Genomic DNA, 22,395 nt, shown 5'->3' with positions numbered 1-22,395 from the left:
TTTGTCATGCTGTCAAGGGTGGCGGCTTCCTTCACCTACCTATTTTTCCTTGCTTTTTTTCTTCTTTTTCTCTTTTCAATCCTACTTTTTTTCTCTAAATTTTTTTCATAGCAAACTTTACACTATCATTAATTACACGATACTTGAATTGTAAATGGTTATATATTAATCATCTAAATCTGAAAATTTTTGTGTAATATTTACAATTATAACACACAAGTCCATATCATATCTACGAATATTAATTTTAAGTTTAATATTAATCGCTCCTGTTCTTTTTCCAATGGCTTTATTATATCAGTTCTTTCCCATCCTACGTCATTTATGATGCGGTTCACAGTATCAGTAGCAAGTGAGGTTTGTTTATATTTAAATTAACATGAACATAATTTGATAAATCCTTATAATGAATAGAATTCTTCCAAGACTGGTTTACATATTTTAGTCACATTATCTTCTAAAAAAGGATTTGCCAAATTACTCTCCATTAACAATTCACGATAACCTTTACTTCCTCCATTTTGACATAAGCGATTGTAGTCATTCCAAGATTTCTGGTAGTTATGCTTGGAATGTGCATAAAATTCAAATACACTCATTTGTGCTACATCATATTCAATATAGTAAAAAGGATGTGTAAATAAATGCGATTGATTCGGCCAATAGGTACCATCCTTAATATCATCTGGATTTATCACAACCCACGGCATATATCTGCGAACAATATCTGCCCATAATTCACATCGTTTCTTTCGTGATATATCGATATCCTTGTAAATTGCATGTTCAAATTCGTCAATGGCACATCGATAAGGGAGATTGTCCATAGTTCGATACAAATGATAACGGATGCTATGATTCTTGTGATTACCTACAAATCTCTTTAAATAAGGGTAAGCAAAATGCTCCATTGTCTTTGAATGTATCTCATTAATTGAAGATGTAGATCGATGATAGTCATACAGTTTTTGTTCTCGTGCAGCTGTGTAAAATGCATACCCATGCCCTAATTCATGAATAAACATAATAGCATCATAACTTCGGTTACTGTAATTGCCCATCATAAATGGCATTTTAATATGAGCTAGCATACTACAGCCAAAATAATCAGAACACTTGTCTGGACGGTGTGCTAAATCATAATATCCACCCTCTATAATATCGTTAATATAGTTCCCACTCTCCGTCGAAATGTCTGAAAACATCTCTTGGATTGCATGCATTAATTCCGTCTCAGATTCAAACAATGTATTTACATCCTGGATTGCATTTGAACGATTTATTTCATTACATACTGGGGTAAATAGTTTATTGATTTGCTTGCGAAATACCGAAATATCATTTTCGCCATAATCAAAACGAAGATTTTTTCGATAAGCCATGTCAATATAGCTGCTGTATCCTAGCCGGCTAGCTATTTCTGTCCGCACTTTAATCAAGCGATCAAGAATCCCATAATATTGATCATTCATTTCCGGTATTCTTCCATGTAAAGCAAGCAGATGAATATACTTATTATACAGTTGGTTTTCTCCAGCCTGTAATTCTTTTGCTTCCCCTTTTGAAAGAATCTGCTGGCTTCGCATTACTTTGACAATTTGGGTTCCAAACTCTTTCTCAAAATCAGACAAAAATGATGAATCTAACAGAATCTGATTACATTCATTTTGTAATGCTTCCAACTTGGGAATTTCTATATTCAAGATCTCAACCTCAGAGCTATAAATTTCCATATCAATACCACACAAATACTTAACATATGCAAATACTTTATTAAAATCAAATCGATACATGGAATCTTTCATCTCAATCCATGCATTACGTAACTCCTCATAAGACCGAGATTGTAACATTATCTTTTGCAATTGTAATAGTTTCTCATTTTGAGATTGATAATTTGGACGTTTATATTTTAAATCTGAAAATTTCTCCATAAATTATGTAACACCTCCATATCATTTATTATTATATGTAATCTCAGTATATCTTTACTACATCCTACATTGTAATCAACTTAATGAGAGTTAAGTCTGGTATACGCAAAAGAAAATTTGAATCATTACACATAATTTTTCACTCCCTAAATCTTGATGTGTCTCTTAGTTCACTTAATCCCGATAACTAATTATGTAAATTATTATTCCTATATTGTAGCACATAATGCAGATGAATATTGTCACATTATGGTAAAGCTGAAATACCCATTAAGACTTCCTTTGTGGAAATCCCTGGTTAGGGATAGGCATATATCCTCGATTCGATGAGTCAATTCTTTATAAAACGTTGTACATTCTACATTAGAGAAACTGGCTATAGGCTTTATTGACGGATATTTTTCAAAAAATAATGATTTAAGTAATTTATGTAACGTATCGTCTGATGTCATGGCTCTTTGAGCTGAATCTGCACATGGATTAAAAAAACGAATATCGCTACAATCATTAATGCTGATTGAACTAAATACAGATGGTATAGACTCCCAGATGCCATCAATTAGTTTGCGACTTTCCATAACATTAACATATCTTTTTGCTGTAATCTTTGCCTGATCTATCATTGTACTATATGCTTCATTTTTCTTGGTATGTATTGAGTAAGGTATCGTGTTTCCATCATAGGAAGCCACGAGTAATGGTTCCTTATGAAATGGGCATTCACCAACAAAAGTCAGTTGATGTAGAAAAGATTGATAGCCAACACCATTCCTTTTTCCACAGGTATCCATTCATAACGCTCTCCTACACACCTATACATTGGATAGATTTTAAGTAACCTGAATTATTAACAGACTTAGCATAATATCTTTACAATCTATTGTAAAGATATTATCTGAAGCTACAATTTCTTTTACAGTACTCATCGTTCTCCCCCTTAAGTTGATAACTACTATTTCATATGGTCTTTACTTTTACTTATGTGCTGAATTTAGTAGTCTTCTCTAATCTTCTATGACTATTTACATACTAGCATTAGAGTTTTTATTAAATTAAACCTACTATATTCTAATAGTAAACAAAATAAAAGAAGGAGGCCCACATCATCTGAGGATTATCCTTCCTTTTTTAGCTTATCGAATTTAAATAATTCTGTTCATTCATCTTTAATCTGCATCCTAACAGTCCCAATGATTTTCCTTCATATCAACATGATTCGCATCTTTAAAGGATACACCTTCTTCTAATAACAGAAATCGTTGTTCTTGCCACCCCGGTGCTAACCTTCCGGCATGATTTACCACACGATGACATGGATATCTCCCATAAAATTCTGCTTGACTAAGAACTTTCCCAACAAGTCGTGCATTTTTGTCTCTACCAATAAGGCTGGCAATTTGTCCATAGGTAGCCACTTTCCCTTCTGGGATTTCTTCCACAACAGAAAGTATTTCATAAATTAATTGTTCATCCATAATCTTTTTCATATATTCACCTGTGATATGAATCCTTACTCAGAACTGTTGTTATACTTTTAAAAGAATTACATAACCAATTAGGTATTTTTCTATCTTTCTACACTATTTTACCTTTTTCAATTGATATCACTATCCTTAACATTTCTGTATTATCATATATTAATCTTATCACATATATCAACAACACTATTTAGGTTAACCAATGATTCAATATATCTTCTTTCTATAGCTTCATTCGAGATTCCATGTCCACCTTGGCTAATTCTTATTCTAACTCTTTCTTTAGGTATCTCAACATTTTCTACACCTATATAATTCATTACAACATAAAACCCATTTTACTTTGCGAATTTTATATTTTTAATTATACTTTTACCTGACAATGTAGTTTCTTGATTAAATGATACTCCTTCTAAAATATAATGCTTTATTAACTTTATAGCTTCTCTTGCACATTTTATTTGAAGATTATCATCTTGCCATGACCCAATCTTCGCCACCATCTCATCAGTATTTATTCTTTTCTCATCTTTATTTTCATTATAATATATTGATTTGTATATAGAGGTTTTTCCAGCACCATTTACACCTGCAAATATAGTATAAACTTTCATCTTATCTACCTATAACTCTCATTTGCTCTCTTTGAAGAATCATATTTGATAAATTTGCATAAAAATCTTTTTCTTCTTTTGTTTTTGCACTTTGAAATAGTTTCATTACATCACTATATGAATAACTCAAAAAAATATCATATAAGTTTTTATCTTTATTTTCCATATAATATTCCTCCTAACAAACCTATTTATGCATTTATTATAACATAAGTAAGTGATTCTTTTAATATCATGCTTTATTTCTTAATATATGTTCATTTCAATTTGTAACTTCTATATTATATAAAAGTTTTAAAAAAACAAACCTCCGTCATTTATGGTACGGTTCACCCTTCTTAATCCTAAACCCTCGATAAATCTGTTCGAGTAATATGACCCTCATAAGCTGATGCGGGAATGTCATTTTTGAGAAAGAAAGCTTATAATCTGCTCGTTTTAGTACTTCCTCTGAAAGCCCTAGCGATCCTCCTATAACAAATGCTAGATTGCTTTTTCCGTTTATCCCTAACTGATCAATCAAATCCGAAAAATCTTCAGAAGAAAGTTGTTTCCCATTTATAGCTAAGGCTATTACATAATTATCTTCCTTGATGTTCTTTAATATAGCTTTGCCTTCTTTTTGCTTTATAAGAATTTCTTCCTTTTCAGAAGCATTGTCTGGAGTTTTCTCATCCTGTACTTCAATTATTTTTGTATTACAATACTTTGAAAGTCTTTTCATATATTCATTTATGGCATCTCGTAAATAGTTTTCTTTTATTTTCCCAACAGTTACTAGTGTAATATTCAAAATTCAATCTTCCTTTTCAAGTAGTAAAATAAAACATATATAAGTTTCTAAAGTTCTAATACATTCTGACTCCTAAAAGATCCTAGTGTCGAACCTACTTAGCAGTGATATTTTAGAATTCACAATGTAAGAACTTTATTAGAACTTATATAAATAAAGTTTCACGACACTTATATGTTACTGGTATTAGAATAGCACCATTTAATAAATTTAACCATGGAATATTTTCCAAATATAAATTTGATACTAGTTCACCATTCAATTGATCTAAATTGTTTTGTAACTATTTTGTAATAATTTTCTACTTTTATAGTATTATTATATTAAGCTACGTTTTAAGCATGCTGAAAACAAAGTAGTAATCGTCATTTATGAAATTTAGCCGTATTAAAATAATACGATTTTTTTCGTCAAAATGTGGCTAGATTTTGTTAACAAGTCGTGTATATTTTGTTAATATTAATTCATAAATTTGACAAAATTGAAATTTACGTATATCATCTATTGTATGTTTACGAGTGCCCACTTAATGTTTTAGGCTAAGATAAAAAAATGTGTACCAAAACATTTTTTATTTCCCTGTAAAGTAAGCTAGACACCCACGTAAATATCAACTCGGTAAACATAGGGAGTTGCGCTCCAAGAAAGGGAGGAGAGAAAAATAAATACCTTTAAGAAATATTTTACAAGAGAGAGCTTAAAGAAAGCTGTTATTCCAGCTTTAGTAGTTCTTTTATCCCTAGTGCTTGTTTATACTATCTATTCAAAACGAAAAACCATAACGGTACGAATAGACGGAAAAAGTAGCGATTATGTGACCTATAAAAACTCTGTAAAGGAGTTATTGGCATCTAAATCAATTACTTTAGGCACTAAAGATAAAATAAATGTTCCTCTAGATTCTAAGTTAAATAATGATCAGGTTATAAATATAAAAAAAGCCGTAAACGTTAACCTGGAATATGATGGTAAATACTTAGAAATAAAATCATCAGATGATGATGTTGCGTCATTGCTAAAGAATGAAGGCATTTCTGTAAATTCGCAAGATAAACTTTTTCCAGATAGATCAACAAAAGTTACAGAGGGACTTAAAATTAAAATAGTGAGAGTGACCTCAAAGACTTTTTCTAAAACTAAATCCATCGATTATAAAAAAATTACTAAGAAAAATAAAAAATTACTAAGATCAGTTAAAAAAATTTTACAGCGTGGCAAAGCTGGTAAAAGAAAGATAGTCACTCAAATAGTTTACGAAGACGGAAAAAAAGTTTCTTCAAAGGTGGTAAGTAACAAGATTGTGAAGAAACCTAAGAGCACTATAGTTGTTCTTGGTACCCGCAAGCCTACTCCAAAGCCATCTACGCCTACTTTTTCAAGAGGTGGAATTTCAATGGCTTATAGGAATGTACTTACTATGCGTGCTACTGCATATTCGGGTGGTGTAGGTACTTATACTGCCTCAGGAAGAAGAGCGGTAAGAAACTCTGGCGGTTACAGCACTATAGCTGTAGACCCTTCAATAATTCCATATGGTACAAGACTATATATACAGGGATATGGTTTTGCAATTGCCGCTGATACAGGTAGTGCTATAAGAGGTAACAAGATAGATGTTTACTTTAATTCTTATAGAGAAGCCTGCCACTGGGGTGTAAAATACATCAGAGTCTATGTGCTTAAGTAAGTGATTATACACAACTTTATATGGAAACACCTGCAATTATAAACTTATACACAAAAAAATCATTAAAACGACACAAGTTTTACATTTGTAAATTAAGTTTATGCAATGTTTCCTATAGCTTTTATTAATTTAAAAGCTCATCTTGTAAAATTAAAGGATGAGACACAACTTAAGGTTGATGTCCAAAATTAAAAAGCCGAAATTTCAATTGAAATTTCGGCTTTCACATTATTCTTAAGCGCTTTTCCCGCAGCACTTTTTATATTTCTTTCCGCTTCCACATGGACAAGGATCATTTCTGCCAACCTTATTTTGCTTTACAACAGTTTTTGAAGCTCTCCACTGCTTTTGTATCTCTTTTCTCTTATCCATAGAGAATATGCCCTCCCATTGAGGCAAATTATATAAGTAATCAGCTTTAGCATCTAACATATTAAAGTATAATTTTTCTAGGTCAATGTTTAATTCAAGCTGAGTGTCTCCATCCACAGCTTCAAGGTCGTAACTGTTTACTAAACTATCATTAATTCCATCTACAAATCCCATAAAAAACTCTTTTGAAACATTAAATTTCTCTGATAGCTGGTTTATAGAACCCTTTACCACTTCTTTATGATTAGCTAAAATCTCTGAATAAATTCTTGTTTCCATTTTGGAATATTCATCCCAAAAAGCATCTTCTCCATTTTTCTTTACATAATCAACTACTACATCTGTCCAATCCTTATATAAACTCATATATATTCTCCTTTTCATAAAAATTTAAACGTTTTTATTTTTTCTTTATCCTCAAAGAATCAATTTGGCTTGCCGAGAAAGGTTTGGATATATTAAAATTTCCACCTAAAGATTCTATCTCGTTTCCCTGTACTAATATCTTAACTTTATGTACTACCTCAAGTTGAGAGAGTGAATTAGCAATACTTTGTAAGCAAGCCTTCTCATTTTCATAGGACATCTTCACTTCAGCATCTTTGCTTAAGTTTACTATAGCAATACCATCCTTTATGGAAAAGCTCATTAATTTCGTTTCTGGAGGAATAACCGGCTTAAGGTGGCTTTCCACAGACGGACCCTTAATGATTTCGTTTATTATAACCTCTCCCATAAGTTCTTCCTTATTAATAAGTACTTCTTCCTTATCGATTGGGCTGTTTTTCTTAGCAGATGGAAAATAGATATCTAAGTCTATAAATCCATTTTTCTCATGAGGCAATCTCACAGTCTCTATTTTTTCCTTATTACTAGTGCTTATATTATCTTTATTAGAACAAGCACTAATGGACGCAGCCGACATAAGAATTAAAGAAACTGCTATAAAAGATTTCATATTCTTCAAGCTTTCACTTCCTTAAAACTGAATTAGAGTTCGAAATAACTGCTTGGCTTATGCCTATCAGCCATGGAAAGTATAACATCCTTCCCTATGTCTATTCCTTTTTCTATTAGAATGTTTTTAACGGTAGCATAGGCAAGTTCTGGATAATTATTAGTATGGCTTAAATGTCCTAATACTATCTTCTTCTGTTTTTCTGTAGTGATCTCGGCTATAGCCTCACCACAAGCTGCATTGGATAAATGCCCGACATCACTAAGTATCCTCCGTTTTAATACGTACGGATACGGACCAAATTTCAGCATTTCTATATCATGATTACTTTCCAGTAATATTAAATCTGCATCCATGATATTCTTTTTAACCTCATCAGTGAAATATCCCAAATCTGTAGCAGTACATATTTTTTTATTTCCAAAGCTTACAGCGTATCCACATGAATCTGCAGCATCATGTGGTGTACTATAGCTTTCAATATACATATCTTTTATGCTTACATAGTTATTTTCCATTACCTTGATATTTTTATCTTTAATATTACCTATTGCTTTTGCCATAGCCTGCCAAGTGCGGTTATTAGCATATATAGGCACATCATATTTTCTTGATATAACTCCTATACCTTTAATATGATCACTATGCTCATGCGTAACAAATATAGCATCTATCTCTTCTGGCTTCTCGTTTATGCTTTTTAATGCTTCCTCTATCTTCTTACCAGGTAATCCTGCATCAATAAGTATTCTAGCCTTTTCGGTAGATACAAATGAGCTGTTTCCGCTGCTACCACTATACAATGAACAAAATTTCATATATATTTCTCCAATTCACTTTATCTATATATAATGTAATTCTTACATTATACTATTCCGTGATCCTCTTTATATCTGCACCAAGTCCTCTGAATTTATCTTCTATCTTAGGATATCCTCTGTCTATACTTTCAACATTATGTACTTCAGTGACACCCTCAGCTATGAGTCCAGCTATAATCATTGCTGCTCCAGCTCTTAAATCTGTCGCTTTCACAATAGCTCCTGTAAGTTTATTAACTCCATCTATTATGGCTATTCTGCCTTCTACTTTAAATTCAGCACCCATTTTCTTTAATTCATCCAGATGTTTATATCTGTTTTCAAATATGCTTTCATTGATTACGCTTCTGCCTTCAGATACAGAAAGAAGAGTACTCATAGGCTGCTGAACATCAGTTGGAAAACCAGGATAAGGAAGTGTCTTTATATTAGCAGCTTTTAATCTTCCGCTGCTCTTCACAACTACGCTGTCTTCCCCCTCTATAATGTCTGCACCCATTTCAATAAGTTTAGCTGAAATTGATTCCAAATGTTTCGGAATAACATTTTTTATAGCGACTTCTCCCCCGCAAGCTGCTGCAGCTATCATGTAAGTTCCCGCTTCAATCTGATCAGGAATTACACTGTAATTGCAGCCTACTAGTTTATCTACGCCTGTTATTCTAATAACATCGGTTCCTGCTCCCTTTATATTCGCTCCCATACTGTTTAAAAAGTTTGCCACATCTACCACATGAGGCTCTCTAGCTACATTTTCAAGAATTGTAGTGCCTTCTGCCAGTGTAGCTGCCATCATTACGTTTATTGTAGCACCAACGCTTACTATATCAAAAAATATGTTAGCACCAATAAGTTTTTCTGCTTCAGCTTTCACTACACCATGCTCAATAACAACTTTTGCGCCTAATGCCTCAAAACCTTTTATATGCTGGTCCACGGGTCTTGCCCCTATGTTACAGCCTCCGGGAAGTTCAACTCTGGCTTCCTTAAACCTTCCCAGTAATGCACCTATAAGATAATATGAACCTCTCATATTTCTTACGTCCTCAGTACAAGCACAAACACTATTCATATTAGTGCTGTCAATACGTGCACTATTCTTTTCTCTGCTTATCTTACATCCCAATGACTCTATGATTCGCTCCAAACAATGTACATCTTCTATATCAGGTATATTATCTATGTTACATATTCCTTCACTTGCCATTATAGCAGCTGGCAGTATAGCAACAGCTGCATTTTTTGCACCGCTTATATCAACACACCCCTTCAAGGTGTTACCTCCAAAAATAACTAATTTTTCCATAACTAAATTTCATCCATCCTTCTATATAAATTAGAAATCTATTCATCTAAAAACGATAAGTTCTAAACCTTAAATACTTCTATACTGAACATGCAAGTTATATCAACACGCATAAAAATATCATTTTATCATATTCACTATAAATAACATTATAGCATAACTTGATAGAATGTTAAGTATTTATTTTATATAAAATCTGTAATTATCTGCATTTACAATTTACATAATTTATCTCCATTTACTTAATTTTTTAATGAATAATAGGCCGTTTACGTTTATTGTTTTCCATTTCATAAAAGTATGTTATAATTAATATACGTAAACTTTCAAATTAACTGTAATTTTTATTGGGGGAGAAATGAAATATTATTTAGTAGCCTTATTTGATAATAACTCTTATAAAGACATTGAAATCGTTCAACGAAACATGTGCAAAAAATACAAGCTTTACAAAAACCTTCCGGTCTTGCATATTACGCTTGAAGTTATTGGTGATCCTAACATTGATAAACTTGATCAAATACTAAGCAAGATATTCAATCCATACAAAAAATTCAAGGTTGAAATAAGAGATATTATATGCTTTGATGAACCCTACAAATCTGTAAACTTAAAAATCGAAAGTAAAGGATATATCAGCAGATTAGAACGAAAAGTAAATGAGACGCTTAAACTTCACGGTTTCAACGTAAGAGATTCCATATCAAATTGGGATTTACATATTTCTTTGGCAAATCCTAATTTTGCGCTCAGAGAATGGTCTAAAAATGAATACGCTTCAGCTTGCAGCCGTGCAAAAAAACATGGCTTCTATAAATTAGCTACCATTGACAGAATTGAACTTTGGAAACCTATTAATAATAAGAAAGAAATGACTATTAAGACATATAATTTAAAAGAATATTAGTTAAAATAAAAAGGGACAAATTTAGTTGATGTTCCTTGTAAGCAAAAAAGTTATCATGAAATATGATAACTTTTTTTATTTAGAAAATATATAATTGTATATTTCTTCTCTGTATTATTTTTCATTACATTCTATATATTTGAATTCCAGTAAATATATACACTAGGTTTACCTAATAATATTTCAAAATTTTTTTTAGTAACCGTTTACCCTAACTTTAACTTTTTGTTATTATTCGTTAAAATATATTATGTGAAATAATAAAGTCTTAACAATTCACACTACATTAAAATTTTCCTAAATTAACATGTTTTTTTAATATATAAATTAGCTTATAGCATTTGCTTGCAATTTATATATAATTTAAACTTCAAATGAAAGGAAGCTTAGGCTATGAATCTTGAAAAGCTCTTAGACCTTCAAAAAGAACTAGATTTGAGAATAGTAAATCAACACAAACTTCAATCTGTATCACTGGTTCAAAAAAAAGTTCTTGCCTTGCAGGTTGAAATTGGAGAACTAGCTAACGAAACAAGATGTTTTAAATACTGGAGTTTAAAGGCTCCATCACCGTCGAAAGTTATCTTAGAGGAATATGTAGACTGCTTACATTTTATTTTATCTATAGGTTTAGAGAAAGATTTTTATCAGACAGAAGTTGAAGTCAAACAATCTGACTCTCCACTAACGGATCAGTTTCTTAATTTGTATATAGATATAAGTGATTTTTTCATATGTCCTTCTGCAGACCATTACATAACACTGTTTGAAGATTTTCTGAGCTTAGGTGACAGTCTTGGCTTTGATGAGAACACTATTGAAAATGGTTATATAGAAAAGAACACTAAAAATCACGTAAGACAAAGCGTAGGATATTAATTTTAATTGCCCTTTAAATTTACAGCATTATTTTCTTACCTCTGGATAAACTAAATTCATAAATTTAAATCAGAGGTGATCTTAATGCTGTATGTCTTATTAGCAACAATCGCTGGCATTTCCATGAGCGTTCAGGGTGTATTCAACACTAGACTTTCTTCAAAAATAGGCTACTGGCACACTAATGTCATTGTTCAAGGTACAGCCTTTATTGTTTGTATTATAGTAATGTTCTTAGTAAAAGAACCGCCTTTTACCAACATTAAAGCTTCCAATAAACTTTATTTAACAGGTGGTATTTTAGGAGTGATAATAACATTTACTGTTATGAAATCAATAAGACAGCTCAGTCCAACCTGCGCTGTATCAGTTATACTTATAGCACAGCTTACAGCCGCTGCACTTATTGATGCCTTTGGTTTATTTGATTCAGATAAAGTAACCTTTGGTATTCAAAAGATTATTGGAGTTATAATAATGATTATTGGAATTGTCGTCTTTAAATATAAATGTTAGCCGCGTCTTAGTGGCATCCCGAACAGCCTGAACAACTTCCGTTGCAGCCTCCGCCATTCTTTCCATAAAACTTTCCCTTATATACTCTTTCGGTATCCTCACTTCCACATTTAGGACAGTTTCTTTTTTCCGAAGCATCTTTTACAAGTTCAAAAAACTCATTGCTGCATTTGCGACATTTATAATCAATTAATGGCATATGTGTTCATCCTTTCAATCCATGATTTATAAATATAGTTAGAAACCTTAATAGTGAAATTACATTAAAATCATACAACTTGTTCTAATATTTATCAAGTGATTCATATATTATATGGATAATTCTTTATATACTATAAGGGGTTGCTATGTTTTTTATTAGAAACAAATTTGATTCAAATCTGAAATACTGTTTAAACAATAATATATATAAAAAATACAGAGTGAATATTAAGTGCAGCTCTCTTTTGGATAGTGTTTGTAAAAGGATAACTTCTCATAAAGGAATTGTTATGAGCATGCTTCCATCTATAAATATGATCTGTGCCATAATATCTTCACCTTACCTTGAAAAGCTGGTAGAGTATCCAGAAATTGAGGGTATATTCTTAGACAGCTATGCTTTTTTATGCGGTTCAAGCGTACATGCTGCAAACTCTATAAATTTTCGCGGAAAGAAATATTCCTCTGGAAAAGATATTGGAGTGGCCCTCATAGACAGCGGAGTGTATCCTCATGAAGATTTGCAGCTTCCTAATAAAAAGATTAAGAATTTTATAGATCTAATAAACAATTATAGCTATCCTTATGATGATAATGGTCACGGTACATTTATGGCTGGAATAATATGCGGCAGCGGCATTTCCTCGAATGATATGTATAAAGGCATTGCCCCTGGCAGCCATCTATATGCAATTAAGGCGTTCAATTCACTTGGACGCGGCTTCATTTCTGACATTTTTTCAGGTTTTGAAAGGATATTGGAAGATGCAGAAAACTATAACATCAAAGTTGCATGTCTGCCGTTTGAATTGCTTGATATTTCTCCTAATGTACTCCATTATTTTGATATATACTTTCAGAAATTTATAGATAAAAATATAATTCCTATAGTCCCCTCAGGTTCTAGAGGAAATATGGAAGGTTCTATACGTGGTATAGCTATATTAGAAAATTGTATAACAGTATCAGGTATTGATACTACAGCTGCTGCCAGCCCTTACTTATATTCATCACAGGGTCCTGTTTCTAAAGTGCATAAACCAAATCTATGTGCAGCTTGTGTGGATATTTGTTCGTTAAACAGTAATACATCGTACGTTTCTCAAAGGAATGGAGTAAGGCTTTTTCCTCCAAAACTCACCAAACCTTACACTGTGTACACGGGTACCTCATGCTCTGCAGCGTTCATAAGCGGTTTATGTGCCTGTCTTATATCGGAAAATAGTAAATTAAGGTTCAAAGATATATTATCTCTATTGAAATTATCCTGTACTAGCCTTGACTTACCAACAGCAGTTCAAGGCAATGGAAAAATAGATATAGATAAATTGTTTCCTCAATAGGACTGTAATCAATTAAGAATGAGGAATGAGGCGTTAAGAATGAATGCTTAAATTTAATCTCTCATTTATCATTCTTAATTCTTGATTATCAGTCAGTGTAGGTTCTAACTAACTTATGATTTTTAACCTTTTTAACTATTTATATATATATCTATATGGATTAACCGCTTTTCCGTTTATTCTGACTTCGAAATGGACATGTGGTCCTGTACTTCTTCCTGTGTTTCCAACTCTAGCGATTGTGTCTCCTCTTTTAACATTGTCTCCCTTCTTTACACACAGCTTACTGCAGTGACCATATAGAGTTATAAGCTCTTTATTATGCTGCAGTTGCACTGTATTTCCATATCCATTTATCCATCCAGAATACACAACCTTTCCATCCATTGCTGCATATATAGGATTTCCCATTTTAGCTGCAATATCTATACCTTTATGAAATTTACCCCATCTCTTTCCATAATAAGAACTTATAGCTCCTCTTGATGGAACCTTCATAGATTTTTTATGTTTATTACTATACATATAGTTAGCTCTATTTTTTGCATCTTGTAATGCATATGCAGTAATACAATTCGATTCGTTAATAAAAGCAAAAGTCAATATAGATATAATAAGCATTATGCATACTTTATTCCTATTATGTATATATTTTACCATTTATATTGCTCCTTCCATTTTTCAACGACTCAATTATATTTCCACAAAACTTATCTTTTTATTCATAAAATATTCCTGTAAGATAATTAATTGAGTTAATAGCTCCACTTTGTTATAATTTAAATATATTGCGAACCAAGAAAGTGAATTAAATGAAGATAATATTTAGCAGTTAGAGTATGCTTTAAATAGGTAAGAGAAAAGAGTAAAGAGTAGAGAGAAAAGTGAAGGAAGAAATTCTGCTGTGCAGAATTTCTGAGAATTTAAATCTGATTACCGGCAAATAACTTTCTGAAAACTAAGACTATACCTAGTATTACAAAAAAATTATCTAAATAATTAAGAGTCTCTATACAATCAAAATTCAGCCCAGCTGAATTTTAACCTTCACTTTACTCTTTTCTCTTTACTCTTTACTCTCACACCTATTTAATGCATTTTCTCTAAACTATTCCGTCTAGCGCATTTAGTTCGCAATTTATTTATAATTAAAACAAAGAAAGGGTTGTTGGGTATGAGTACATTTATGTTTAAAAAGTCTGCCGCACAATACACTCTGATAAATAATTTATTTATAGAAAAATTTATGCCTAAAGCCCGAGGAGAATTTGTAAAAGTATATTTGATGATTTTAAAACTAGCTCTAAATGGAGAAGCTGGTATTAATTCAACAATGTTAGCTTCTATGCTCCATCTTCTTGAATCTGATGTTATGAATGCATTAAATTACTGGAATGAAGAAGGGATTCTTAATTTTGTGCCTATAGATAAGCTGGGAAATTATAGTATAGAAATTCTTGAAATCTCTGAGATCAATTCAAAAGATTCATCTGAATTAAATCTTTTAGAAGAACTTAACAATTCCAGCATAAAGGATATGCTGCATGAAATAGAAAAGCTAGTAGGGAGACCTCTTGGGCCAAAAGAAATTTCTACTTATATAGGTTGGCAGAAGGACTTTAATTTCTCTCCTGAAATAATTCTTCTTATTATCGAGTATTGTTCTTCAAAAGGTAAAAATGATTATAGGTATATCGAAAAGGTAGCTATTGCATGGCACGATGCTAATATAACCTCTGTAGAAGAAGCTCAATCCTTTATAAAGAAACATGAAGATAAGTGGGTTAAATATAAGAAAATATTAAATTACCTTGGTATCAAAGATGGGGAAATAATGAAACCTCAAGAAGATATGCTAAATAAATGGGTAAATACTTTTAACTTTCAGGTAGAGATAATTATGAAAGCTTGTGATATATGTTTCAACAGGCTGAGCAGGGCGGATTTTAAGTATATAGATGCTATTTTATCAAGCTGGAATAAAGATGGACTTAAAACTATTCAAGATATTGAAACTAAGGATAAAAGTTTCAATTATAAGAAGAACTTTTCTAAAAACAATAAAAATAAGCAGGACAATTTCAACAATTTTCAACAGCGTGACTATGATTTTGATTCTTTAGAAAAAAGACTTTTAGGGTGGGATAAGTAATGATAAACAGTTATCATGAAAGTATTATGCGTATATATGAAAATATACGCAATGATGAAAAAACAGCTCTGGAAAAAAGAAAAGAAGAGATTCAGCAGAAAGTTCCAGAAGTGATTGCAATTGATAATAATATAAGAAAACTTTGCCTGGAACTCGCTATAAGTTCTATGAAACAAGTTGAAAACAGAGATGAACTTTTAAAACAGCTTAGAAATAAAATCACTGATATGCGTGTAAAGAAAAGTGAGCTTCTAGTAGCTAATGGCTACACTCAAGACTATTTGAATCTGCGATATAAATGTCCTGCCTGCAAAGACACTGGCTATATAGGTTCAAGTAAGTGCAGCTGCTACAGACAGAAGCTTGTAAAACTATATTATAAGAATTCAGAACTTAGTGAAATGCTTATGGATAATAACTTTGATAATTTTAATATTGAATTTTATTCAACACGCAGAGCTGGCGAAGAACCGGAAAGCCCAAGAAGAAATATGGAGAAGATAGTGTCAAAATCTATTAACTTCATAAAAAACTTTTCTTCCAGCAGCGAGAATCTGCTCTTCTATGGAAGTTCTGGCACTGGGAAGACATTTTTATCACACTGTATAGCAAAGGATCTGCTTGACAAAGGCTTTTTTGTTGTCTATCGAACTGCCGAAGAGCTTATGCAAAATCTAAGATCCATCCGTTTTGAAAATAACGATGCTATACAGGATCTTCTGGTAAGCTGCGATTTACTTATAATAGATGATCTTGGTACTGAACAGATAAGCGAATTCTCCAAGACCGAACTATTTAATATACTAAATAAAAGGCTGTTAAAAAAATCCAAGATTTTGGTATCAACGAATTATTCATTAAAGGAATTGTTATCCATTTATTCTGAGCGAATTACATCAAGACTTTTCGGTAATTTCAGCTTATGCAAGTTCTATGGTGATGACATACGTGTTACCAAAAATATGCACTCTATAAAGCCATAATTATTAAATAAAAATGATTCAGTCTCAACAGGCTGAATCATTTTTATTATTCGCTCTTTACTTCTGTCCAAATATCATCATACGATTTTATTGCATCGCCTAAATCCTTTAGATGCTCTCCCTTGTCTATTATACTCTGATCAAGATATAGGGATTTATTATTGATAGTATCTTTGTCTATATACTTATGTGCTGCTTCATTCGGATTAGCATATGGAAATTCTTTGCTTATTGAGGCGCTTACCTTTGGATCCAAAATGTAGTTCATAAAAAGCTCTGCATTCTTTTTATTTTTTGCATCCTTCGGAATTATAAAGTTATCCTGCCACAAATACAAGCCTTCCTCTGGAAAGTATATTTTTAAATCCGGATTTTCTTTTTGTGCAAGCACCGCTTCCGCAGACCACACATATCCCGCGGCAGCTTCGCCATTTACGAGTGCGGTCTTTGGACTATCACTATCGTACATCTTTATATTAGGTTTAAGCTTAAGGAATTCCTCCTTTGCCTGCTTAAGCTTCGCTGGATCAGTTTCATTAAAAGAATATCCAAGTTTCTTAAGGCAAATGCCAATAAGAGCTCTTTCATCATCTAAAACTACCATGGAGTTCTTAAATGCGCTGTCCCACAAATCAGCATAGGTTGTAACCTGTTTATTTATTTTCTTTGAATTCACAGCTACAACTGCTGCTCCCCACATATACGGAACGGTGTATTTATTTTCTTTATCGAATGATAAGCCTTTAAACTGCTTCCCTATATTTTTGTAGTTAGGAATGTTTTTGTAATCAATCGGCTCTACCAGGTTCTGTTTCTTCATAGCATCTACCATATAGTCAGATGCCACCGAAACATCAAATTGACCTCCGCCAGCCATTATCTTTGCCAGCATCTCTTCATTTGAAGAATATGTGGTGTACTTAACCTTAATACCATACTTTTTACCAAAATCTTTCCATACTTTATCAGGTAAATATTCGGACCAGTTAAACACATTTAGTTCATTACCGTCTTTAACTAGTACACCCTCTTTTGACGAAGCTTTACTCCTAGAGCAGCCCGAAAATATAGAAATTGCAAGGATACCACAAAACATGAATGCCATGGCTTTTCTAGATTTCAACGATATCATCTCCCTTATTTATAAAATCACTTAAATTTGCTGCTTACTTCTGCAAGAGCCTTGTCCAATACCTCTACAACAGTATCACACTGACCCTTTTCTATAGTAAGAGGTGGTTCAATCCTTATGGTTTTTGCGTTTATCAATGTACCGGCAACTAATATTCCTCCAGCAAAAAGCTCTTTCGAAACCTCATAACCAATTTCATTGCTGTAAAACTCAATACCAAGCATCAAACCTATACCTCTAACTTCCTCGACTAAATTATCATATTTATAACATACCTTTTTCAAATTTTTAAGGAAATAATCTCCTATCTCCGCAGCCCTCTCCGGCAGTTTTTCTTCGAGAAGCACATTAATCGTTGCTATAGCAGCTGCACAAGATAGTGGATTTCCACCGAACGTAGTAGTATGAATAAATGGATTTGGGAAGAACTTTGAGAAAATTTCCTTTTTTGCTATTACAGCTCCTATAGGCATTATTCCGCCGCCTAGTGCCTTAGCAAGACACATTATATCCGGTTCCACTCCATAGTGCTCCATACAAAACATCTTACCTGTTCTTCCCATACCTGTTTGAACTTCATCAGCTATTAGTAAAGCTCCAAACTCATCACATATCTCTCTTACTCTCTTGAAATATCCTGCAGGAGGCATTATTATTCCGCCTTCACCTTGTATAGGTTCAAGTATTACTGCTGCCACTCCTTCTCCTACCATTTCACAGCTTTTTACTGTCTTATAAAGGCAATCTGCATCACCATATGGTACATGTCTGTAACCTGACACCAATGGCATAAATGGTTTTCTAAATATATCTTTTGCTGTAGCAGATAAGGAACCCATGCTTTTTCCATGAAAGCCGCCTACTGCTGCTATTATTGTAAATTTTCCTTTTTCCTGTCCATATATTTTGGCAAGTTTCAAGCCTGCTTCAACAGCTTCGGTACCGCTGTTTCCAATAAATGAATACTGAAGTTTCCCTGGTGTAATATCGCTCAAAAGTTTAGCTAAAACTCCTCTTAGTGGATCTAGAAGATCCTGTGTATGAAGAGCTTGTCTTTTTAATTGATCTTTAACGGCTTTTTTTACTTTCGGGTTGCTGTGACCTACATTAAATATTCCAAAACCTCCAAGACAATCTATATATTCCTTTCCTGAAGCATCCTTAAAGGTATTTAACCCACTGTCCTTCCACTCTACAGCAGCAAATTGTCCACCTTCCGTTACGCATTTTCTATATTCAACAAAGCCTGGGTTTACATAATCCCTAAAATTAGATACAGTATCCCTGCCAAGCCACTCTGCCTCTTCATGAGTCAAATCGTCCTTTTCAATATATTCAAGCATCTTTTTACTGTATTTTAATGCTTCCTTATAATTTCTACTTTCAACTTTCTCTTTCAATTCTTTTTTAAGATCCTGAGTTAAACACTTGTCCTCAATCATCCTATCTCTCCTTTCAAATTTTACCTCTAGTTATTAATATAATTTGATACATTTTTCCCAATTAATTATTCTTACTCATCTTTCTAGTCATCATCTCTGACATTAGTGCGATTGAAACAGTTATTATAAGCATAGCGGTAGAAAGTGCATTAATTTCTGGCGTAACGCCAAATCTAACCATGGAAAATATCTTTAATGGTAATGTAGTTACTCCTGAACCTGATACAAAGAAACTTATTATTACATCGTCCAGCGACAAAGTTAATGACATTAATGCTCCTGCTACTATACCTGGCATTATAACTGGTAAAGTTATTTTTTTTAACGTTGTAAGCTGATCTGCGCCAAGATCCATTGCTGCTTCTTCCAGTGCTGGATCAAAGGACTTTAATCTTGATCTTACTACAACTACCACATATGAAATGCTAAAGGTTATATGAGCTAATATAAGCGTTGCTAAGCCCATTGGTATTTTAGTAATCCTCTGCATCTGTGAGAAAAACATTAGTAGCGATATTCCCATTACTATTTCAGGTATTATTACAGGTACATACAAAAGACCATCCAGTACTGTCTTGCCTTTAAATTTATATCTATACATACCTATTGCTGCTAGAGTTCCTATAATCGTAGATACTATAGTACTGATCAGAGCAATAAGCACGCTATTTCCAGCTGCTTTTAGCGTATCTCCGTCATGAAACAATCCACCGTACCATTTAAAGGTAAAACCATGCCATACAGCATTAAGCTTTGAATTGTTGAAGGAAAATACAATCAGCACTATTACAGGAAGGTATAAAATCAAAAATATTACAATAGTATATATTGAAAATATACTTTTACTCAGTTTTCTGTTTTTCATTACAGCACCTCTATTCCATCTCCATCATCACCGCTAAGCTTAAAATATAGAGCGATTATGATAAAAGTTAATGCTATAACTACAATGGATACAGCTGAGCCAAAAGGCCAGTCTCTTGCAGTTAAAAATTGATTTTTAATGAAGTTACTTATAAACATTATTTTGCTTCCGCCCATTAAATCTGGTATGAAGAACAAACCTAAGGTTGGTATAAACACTAACATGGAGCCAGCTACTATACCAGGTTTAGTCAGTGGCAATGTAACCTTTAAGAAGGTCTTCCAGGGTGATGCTCCAAGATCACTGGCTGCTTCAAGATAGCTCTTATCTAAGCCTTCTATGGATGAATATAATGGAAGTACCATAAACGGAAACAATGTATAAGTGAGTCCTAACAGTACAGCACCATTTGTATATAGCATCTGTATAGGCTTCTTTATTATATGAAAAAATATTAAATAGCTGTTTATTATACCTGATGTTCTAAGAAGTATTATCCATGCATAAGTTCTTATAAGAGAGTTAGTCCAGAATGGAATCATTATCAGTAAGAATAAGATACCTCTATACTTTTTTGGTGATCTTGCAATGTAATATGCAAATGGATATCCAAAAATCAGGCATAAAAGTGTAGTTGCTAAAGATAATAGCAGCGAATTTCCTAACACCTTCATATATACCGGCTTAAATATCTTCACATAATTTTCCATGGTAAATTTCATTTCTACATTTCCATATGCTCCCCTTGTTAGAAAGCTCATGACAATAACGATTATTATGGGGATAACCATAAAAGCTACAAGCCATATTACTACAGGGCCTAGGGTCCATAAATGGCCACTTTCTCTCTTTTTTACGTTGGTAGTTTCTTTCCTTAGTGTGGTCTCCATCATGCAGTTAACACCACCCCTTGCTCATAATCCCAAGTTATATAAACCTCATCATTGGAATCTTTCAAAGCAAATGTGCTGTCTGAAGGTTCGTTTACAATCACTTCTCTTCCATTGTCTAATGTGATAACCGTCTTATTAACAGAACCCACATATATTCTTTCCTTTACTCTTCCTCTCAGCTTGTTTTTTCCTTCTCTGATCTCATAGGCCAATTTCATTTTTTCAGGCCTTATTGTAACGAATACGCTGTCTCCTGTTTTAAATGCACTGTCAGAAATGTCAGCATCTTCTACGTGGATGCAGTCACCGTTTTCCAGTTTCACAACAGCCATATCTTCCTCTACCTCTTCGATTTCTGCCGAAAAAATATTTGTTTCTCCAATGAAATCTGCTACAAACTTAGTTTTGGGTCTTTCATAGATTTCACCCGGAAGTCCTACCTGCTCTATCTTACCTTTATTCATAACAACTATTCTGTCAGACATTACAAGTGCTTCTTCCTGATCATGGGTTACATATATGAAGGTTATTCCCAGCTTCTGCTGAAGGTGCTTAAGCTCAAATTGCATTTCCTTTCTAAGCTTCAAATCCAAGGCTCCTAAAGGCTCATCCAAAAGCAGTACCTTGGGGTTATTCACTATAGCTCTTGCAATAGCAACCCTTTGTTTCTGACCGCCGCTGAGTTGAGAAGGCATTCTCTTTCCGTAACCTTCAAGTCTTACTAATCTTAGAGCTTCATTTACACGATCTTCTATCTCACTAGCTTTAACTTTCTTAATCCTTAATCCAAAAGCTATGTTTTCATAGATATTCATATGGGGAAAAAGGGCATAATTCTGAAATACAGTATTTATATCCCGCTCATACGGCTGCTTTGCTGAGACATCCATACTATCCAGCATGATTCTGCCATCTGTAGGCTCTTCAAAACCGGCTATCATCCTAAGTGTAGTTGTTTTGCCACATCCGCTGGGGCCCAGTAAAGTCAAAAATTCTCCTTGTTTTACTGTAAGATTAATATTATCAACAGCAGCACTATTCTCTTGGAACTTCTTCACTACATTTACAAGCTCGACCATATTCTCTGCCATTTTACACAATCGCACCCTTTCTTTAATA

General features: G+C 33.0%; 22 protein-coding genes and 2 pseudogenes. 7 read left to right on the top strand and 17 right to left on the bottom strand.

From position 1 onward, the window contains the following. Positions 1-401 precede the first annotated feature (401 nt). The 6 genes and pseudogenes from CLORY_RS09605 to rlmH all read right to left on the bottom strand — a co-directional run bounded on the left by CLORY_RS09605 (position 402) and on the right by rlmH (position 4,819). Complete coding sequence (locus tag CLORY_RS09605) at positions 402-1,934, bottom strand: M3 family metallopeptidase (protein ID WP_079423668.1); 1,533 nt, start codon at positions 1,932-1,934, stop codon at positions 402-404. Between the two features lie 242 nt (positions 1,935-2,176). After that, positions 2,177-2,725 (bottom strand): hypothetical protein, encoded by a 549-nt coding sequence (locus CLORY_RS09600; RefSeq protein ID WP_079423666.1) that lies wholly within the window; start codon positions 2,723-2,725, stop codon positions 2,177-2,179. A 387-nt stretch (positions 2,726-3,112) separates the two neighbouring features. Then, positions 3,113-3,421 carry an MGMT family protein gene (locus CLORY_RS09595; protein ID WP_079423664.1) on the bottom strand — a complete coding sequence of 103 codons (309 nt, stop codon included), beginning with the start codon at positions 3,419-3,421 and terminating at the stop codon, positions 3,113-3,115. A gap of 88 nt (positions 3,422-3,509) precedes the next feature. Then, positions 3,510-4,026, bottom strand: a pseudogene (locus CLORY_RS09590) (ATPase). Between the two features lies 1 nt (position 4,027). Then, entirely contained in the window at positions 4,028-4,192 is a 165-nt protein-coding gene (locus tag CLORY_RS23035; RefSeq protein WP_139376009.1) for a hypothetical protein, read from the bottom strand. Between the two features lie 147 nt (positions 4,193-4,339). Then, positions 4,340-4,819, bottom strand: a complete 480-nt coding sequence (gene rlmH, locus CLORY_RS09585) for a 23S rRNA (pseudouridine(1915)-N(3))-methyltransferase RlmH (RefSeq protein WP_079423662.1) — start codon at positions 4,817-4,819, stop codon at positions 4,340-4,342. Between the two features lie 742 nt (positions 4,820-5,561). Here rlmH and CLORY_RS09580 point away from each other — a divergent pair. Beyond that, positions 5,562-6,506, top strand: a complete 945-nt coding sequence (locus tag CLORY_RS09580; RefSeq protein ID WP_079423660.1) for a 3D domain-containing protein — start codon at positions 5,562-5,564, stop codon at positions 6,504-6,506. 234 nt (positions 6,507-6,740) lie between these two features. On the opposite strand, the gene CLORY_RS09575 is transcribed toward CLORY_RS09580, so the two are convergent. Genes CLORY_RS09575 through CLORY_RS09560 form a run of 4 tightly spaced genes read right to left on the bottom strand, consistent with a single transcriptional unit; the run spans position 6,741 to position 9,963 of the window. Then, positions 6,741-7,244 (bottom strand): SEC-C metal-binding domain-containing protein, encoded by a 504-nt coding sequence (locus CLORY_RS09575; RefSeq protein WP_079423658.1) that lies wholly within the window; start codon positions 7,242-7,244, stop codon positions 6,741-6,743. A gap of 34 nt (positions 7,245-7,278) precedes the next feature. Then, on the bottom strand, positions 7,279-7,836 hold the full coding sequence (locus tag CLORY_RS09570; protein ID WP_079423680.1) for a GerMN domain-containing protein: 558 nt from the start codon (positions 7,834-7,836) through the stop codon (positions 7,279-7,281). A gap of 32 nt (positions 7,837-7,868) precedes the next feature. Beyond that, entirely contained in the window at positions 7,869-8,654 is a 786-nt protein-coding gene (locus CLORY_RS09565; RefSeq protein ID WP_079423656.1) for an MBL fold metallo-hydrolase, read from the bottom strand. A gap of 52 nt (positions 8,655-8,706) precedes the next feature. Further along, positions 8,707-9,963 (bottom strand): UDP-N-acetylglucosamine 1-carboxyvinyltransferase, encoded by a 1,257-nt coding sequence (locus tag CLORY_RS09560; protein WP_079423654.1) that lies wholly within the window; start codon positions 9,961-9,963, stop codon positions 8,707-8,709. 358 nt (positions 9,964-10,321) lie between these two features. Between CLORY_RS09560 and CLORY_RS09555 the strand changes: the two genes are divergently transcribed. The 3 genes from CLORY_RS09555 (at position 10,322) to CLORY_RS09545 (ending at position 12,265) form a co-directional block, all read left to right on the top strand. Then, positions 10,322-10,870, top strand: a complete 549-nt coding sequence (locus CLORY_RS09555) for a 2'-5' RNA ligase family protein (RefSeq protein WP_079423652.1) — start codon at positions 10,322-10,324, stop codon at positions 10,868-10,870. A gap of 393 nt (positions 10,871-11,263) precedes the next feature. Beyond that, positions 11,264-11,749 carry a dUTP diphosphatase gene (locus CLORY_RS09550; protein ID WP_079423650.1) on the top strand — a complete coding sequence of 162 codons (486 nt, stop codon included), beginning with the start codon at positions 11,264-11,266 and terminating at the stop codon, positions 11,747-11,749. Positions 11,750-11,833: 84 nt separating this feature from the next. Further along, entirely contained in the window at positions 11,834-12,265 is a 432-nt protein-coding gene (locus CLORY_RS09545) for a DMT family transporter (RefSeq protein WP_079423649.1), read from the top strand. A gap of 7 nt (positions 12,266-12,272) precedes the next feature. Here the strand turns inward: CLORY_RS09545 and CLORY_RS09540 are convergent, their stop codons facing one another. Next, the gene (locus tag CLORY_RS09540) at positions 12,273-12,464 is read right to left on the bottom strand and encodes an FmdB family zinc ribbon protein (RefSeq protein ID WP_079423647.1); all 192 of its coding nucleotides are present in this window, start codon (positions 12,462-12,464) and stop codon (positions 12,273-12,275) included. Positions 12,465-12,612: 148 nt separating this feature from the next. On the opposite strand from CLORY_RS09540, the gene CLORY_RS09535 reads away from it, so the two are divergent. Next, positions 12,613-13,809 carry a S8 family serine peptidase gene (locus CLORY_RS09535; protein WP_079423646.1) on the top strand — a complete coding sequence of 399 codons (1,197 nt, stop codon included), beginning with the start codon at positions 12,613-12,615 and terminating at the stop codon, positions 13,807-13,809. Between the two features lie 135 nt (positions 13,810-13,944). Here CLORY_RS09535 and CLORY_RS09530 read toward each other — a convergent pair whose 3' ends face one another. Next, the gene (locus CLORY_RS09530) at positions 13,945-14,469 is read right to left on the bottom strand and encodes a M23 family metallopeptidase (protein ID WP_079423644.1); all 525 of its coding nucleotides are present in this window, start codon (positions 14,467-14,469) and stop codon (positions 13,945-13,947) included. Between the two features lie 514 nt (positions 14,470-14,983). Between CLORY_RS09530 and CLORY_RS09525 the strand changes: the two genes are divergently transcribed. Continuing rightward, entirely contained in the window at positions 14,984-15,961 is a 978-nt protein-coding gene (locus tag CLORY_RS09525; RefSeq protein WP_079423642.1) for a DnaD domain protein, read from the top strand. Beyond that, positions 15,961-16,944, top strand: coding sequence for an ATP-binding protein (locus CLORY_RS09520; RefSeq protein WP_079423640.1), 984 nt, complete (start codon positions 15,961-15,963; stop codon positions 16,942-16,944). Before CLORY_RS09525 ends, CLORY_RS09520 begins: the two co-directional genes overlap by 1 nt. A gap of 46 nt (positions 16,945-16,990) precedes the next feature. Here CLORY_RS09520 and CLORY_RS09515 read toward each other — a convergent pair whose 3' ends face one another. The 5 genes and pseudogenes from CLORY_RS09515 to CLORY_RS09495 form a co-directional block, all read right to left on the bottom strand. Beyond that, on the bottom strand, positions 16,991-18,067 hold the full coding sequence (locus tag CLORY_RS09515) for a polyamine ABC transporter substrate-binding protein (protein WP_207652189.1): 1,077 nt from the start codon (positions 18,065-18,067) through the stop codon (positions 16,991-16,993). A 26-nt stretch (positions 18,068-18,093) separates the two neighbouring features. Next, positions 18,094-19,518 (bottom strand): putrescine aminotransferase, encoded by a 1,425-nt coding sequence (locus CLORY_RS09510; protein ID WP_079423638.1) that lies wholly within the window; start codon positions 19,516-19,518, stop codon positions 18,094-18,096. 67 nt (positions 19,519-19,585) lie between these two features. Then, a pseudogene (locus CLORY_RS09505) lies at positions 19,586-20,383 on the bottom strand (ABC transporter permease); the annotation flags it as partial. Beyond that, positions 20,383-21,276, bottom strand: a complete 894-nt coding sequence (locus CLORY_RS09500) for an ABC transporter permease (protein WP_079423634.1) — start codon at positions 21,274-21,276, stop codon at positions 20,383-20,385. The gene CLORY_RS09500 and the pseudogene CLORY_RS09505, both read right to left, overlap by 1 nt. Next, entirely contained in the window at positions 21,273-22,367 is a 1,095-nt protein-coding gene (locus tag CLORY_RS09495) for an ABC transporter ATP-binding protein (protein ID WP_079423632.1), read from the bottom strand. Before CLORY_RS09495 ends, CLORY_RS09500 begins: the two co-directional genes overlap by 4 nt. Between the last annotated feature and the right edge of the window lie 28 nt (positions 22,368-22,395).

Origin of the sequence: Clostridium oryzae (assembly GCF_002029235.1) — a bacterium.
Classification (GTDB): Bacteria; Bacillota; Clostridia; order Clostridiales; family Clostridiaceae; genus Clostridium_AE; species Clostridium_AE oryzae.
The sequence above is the reverse complement of the archived record's forward strand: the minus strand, read 5'-3'. Positions and strand labels throughout refer to the sequence as shown.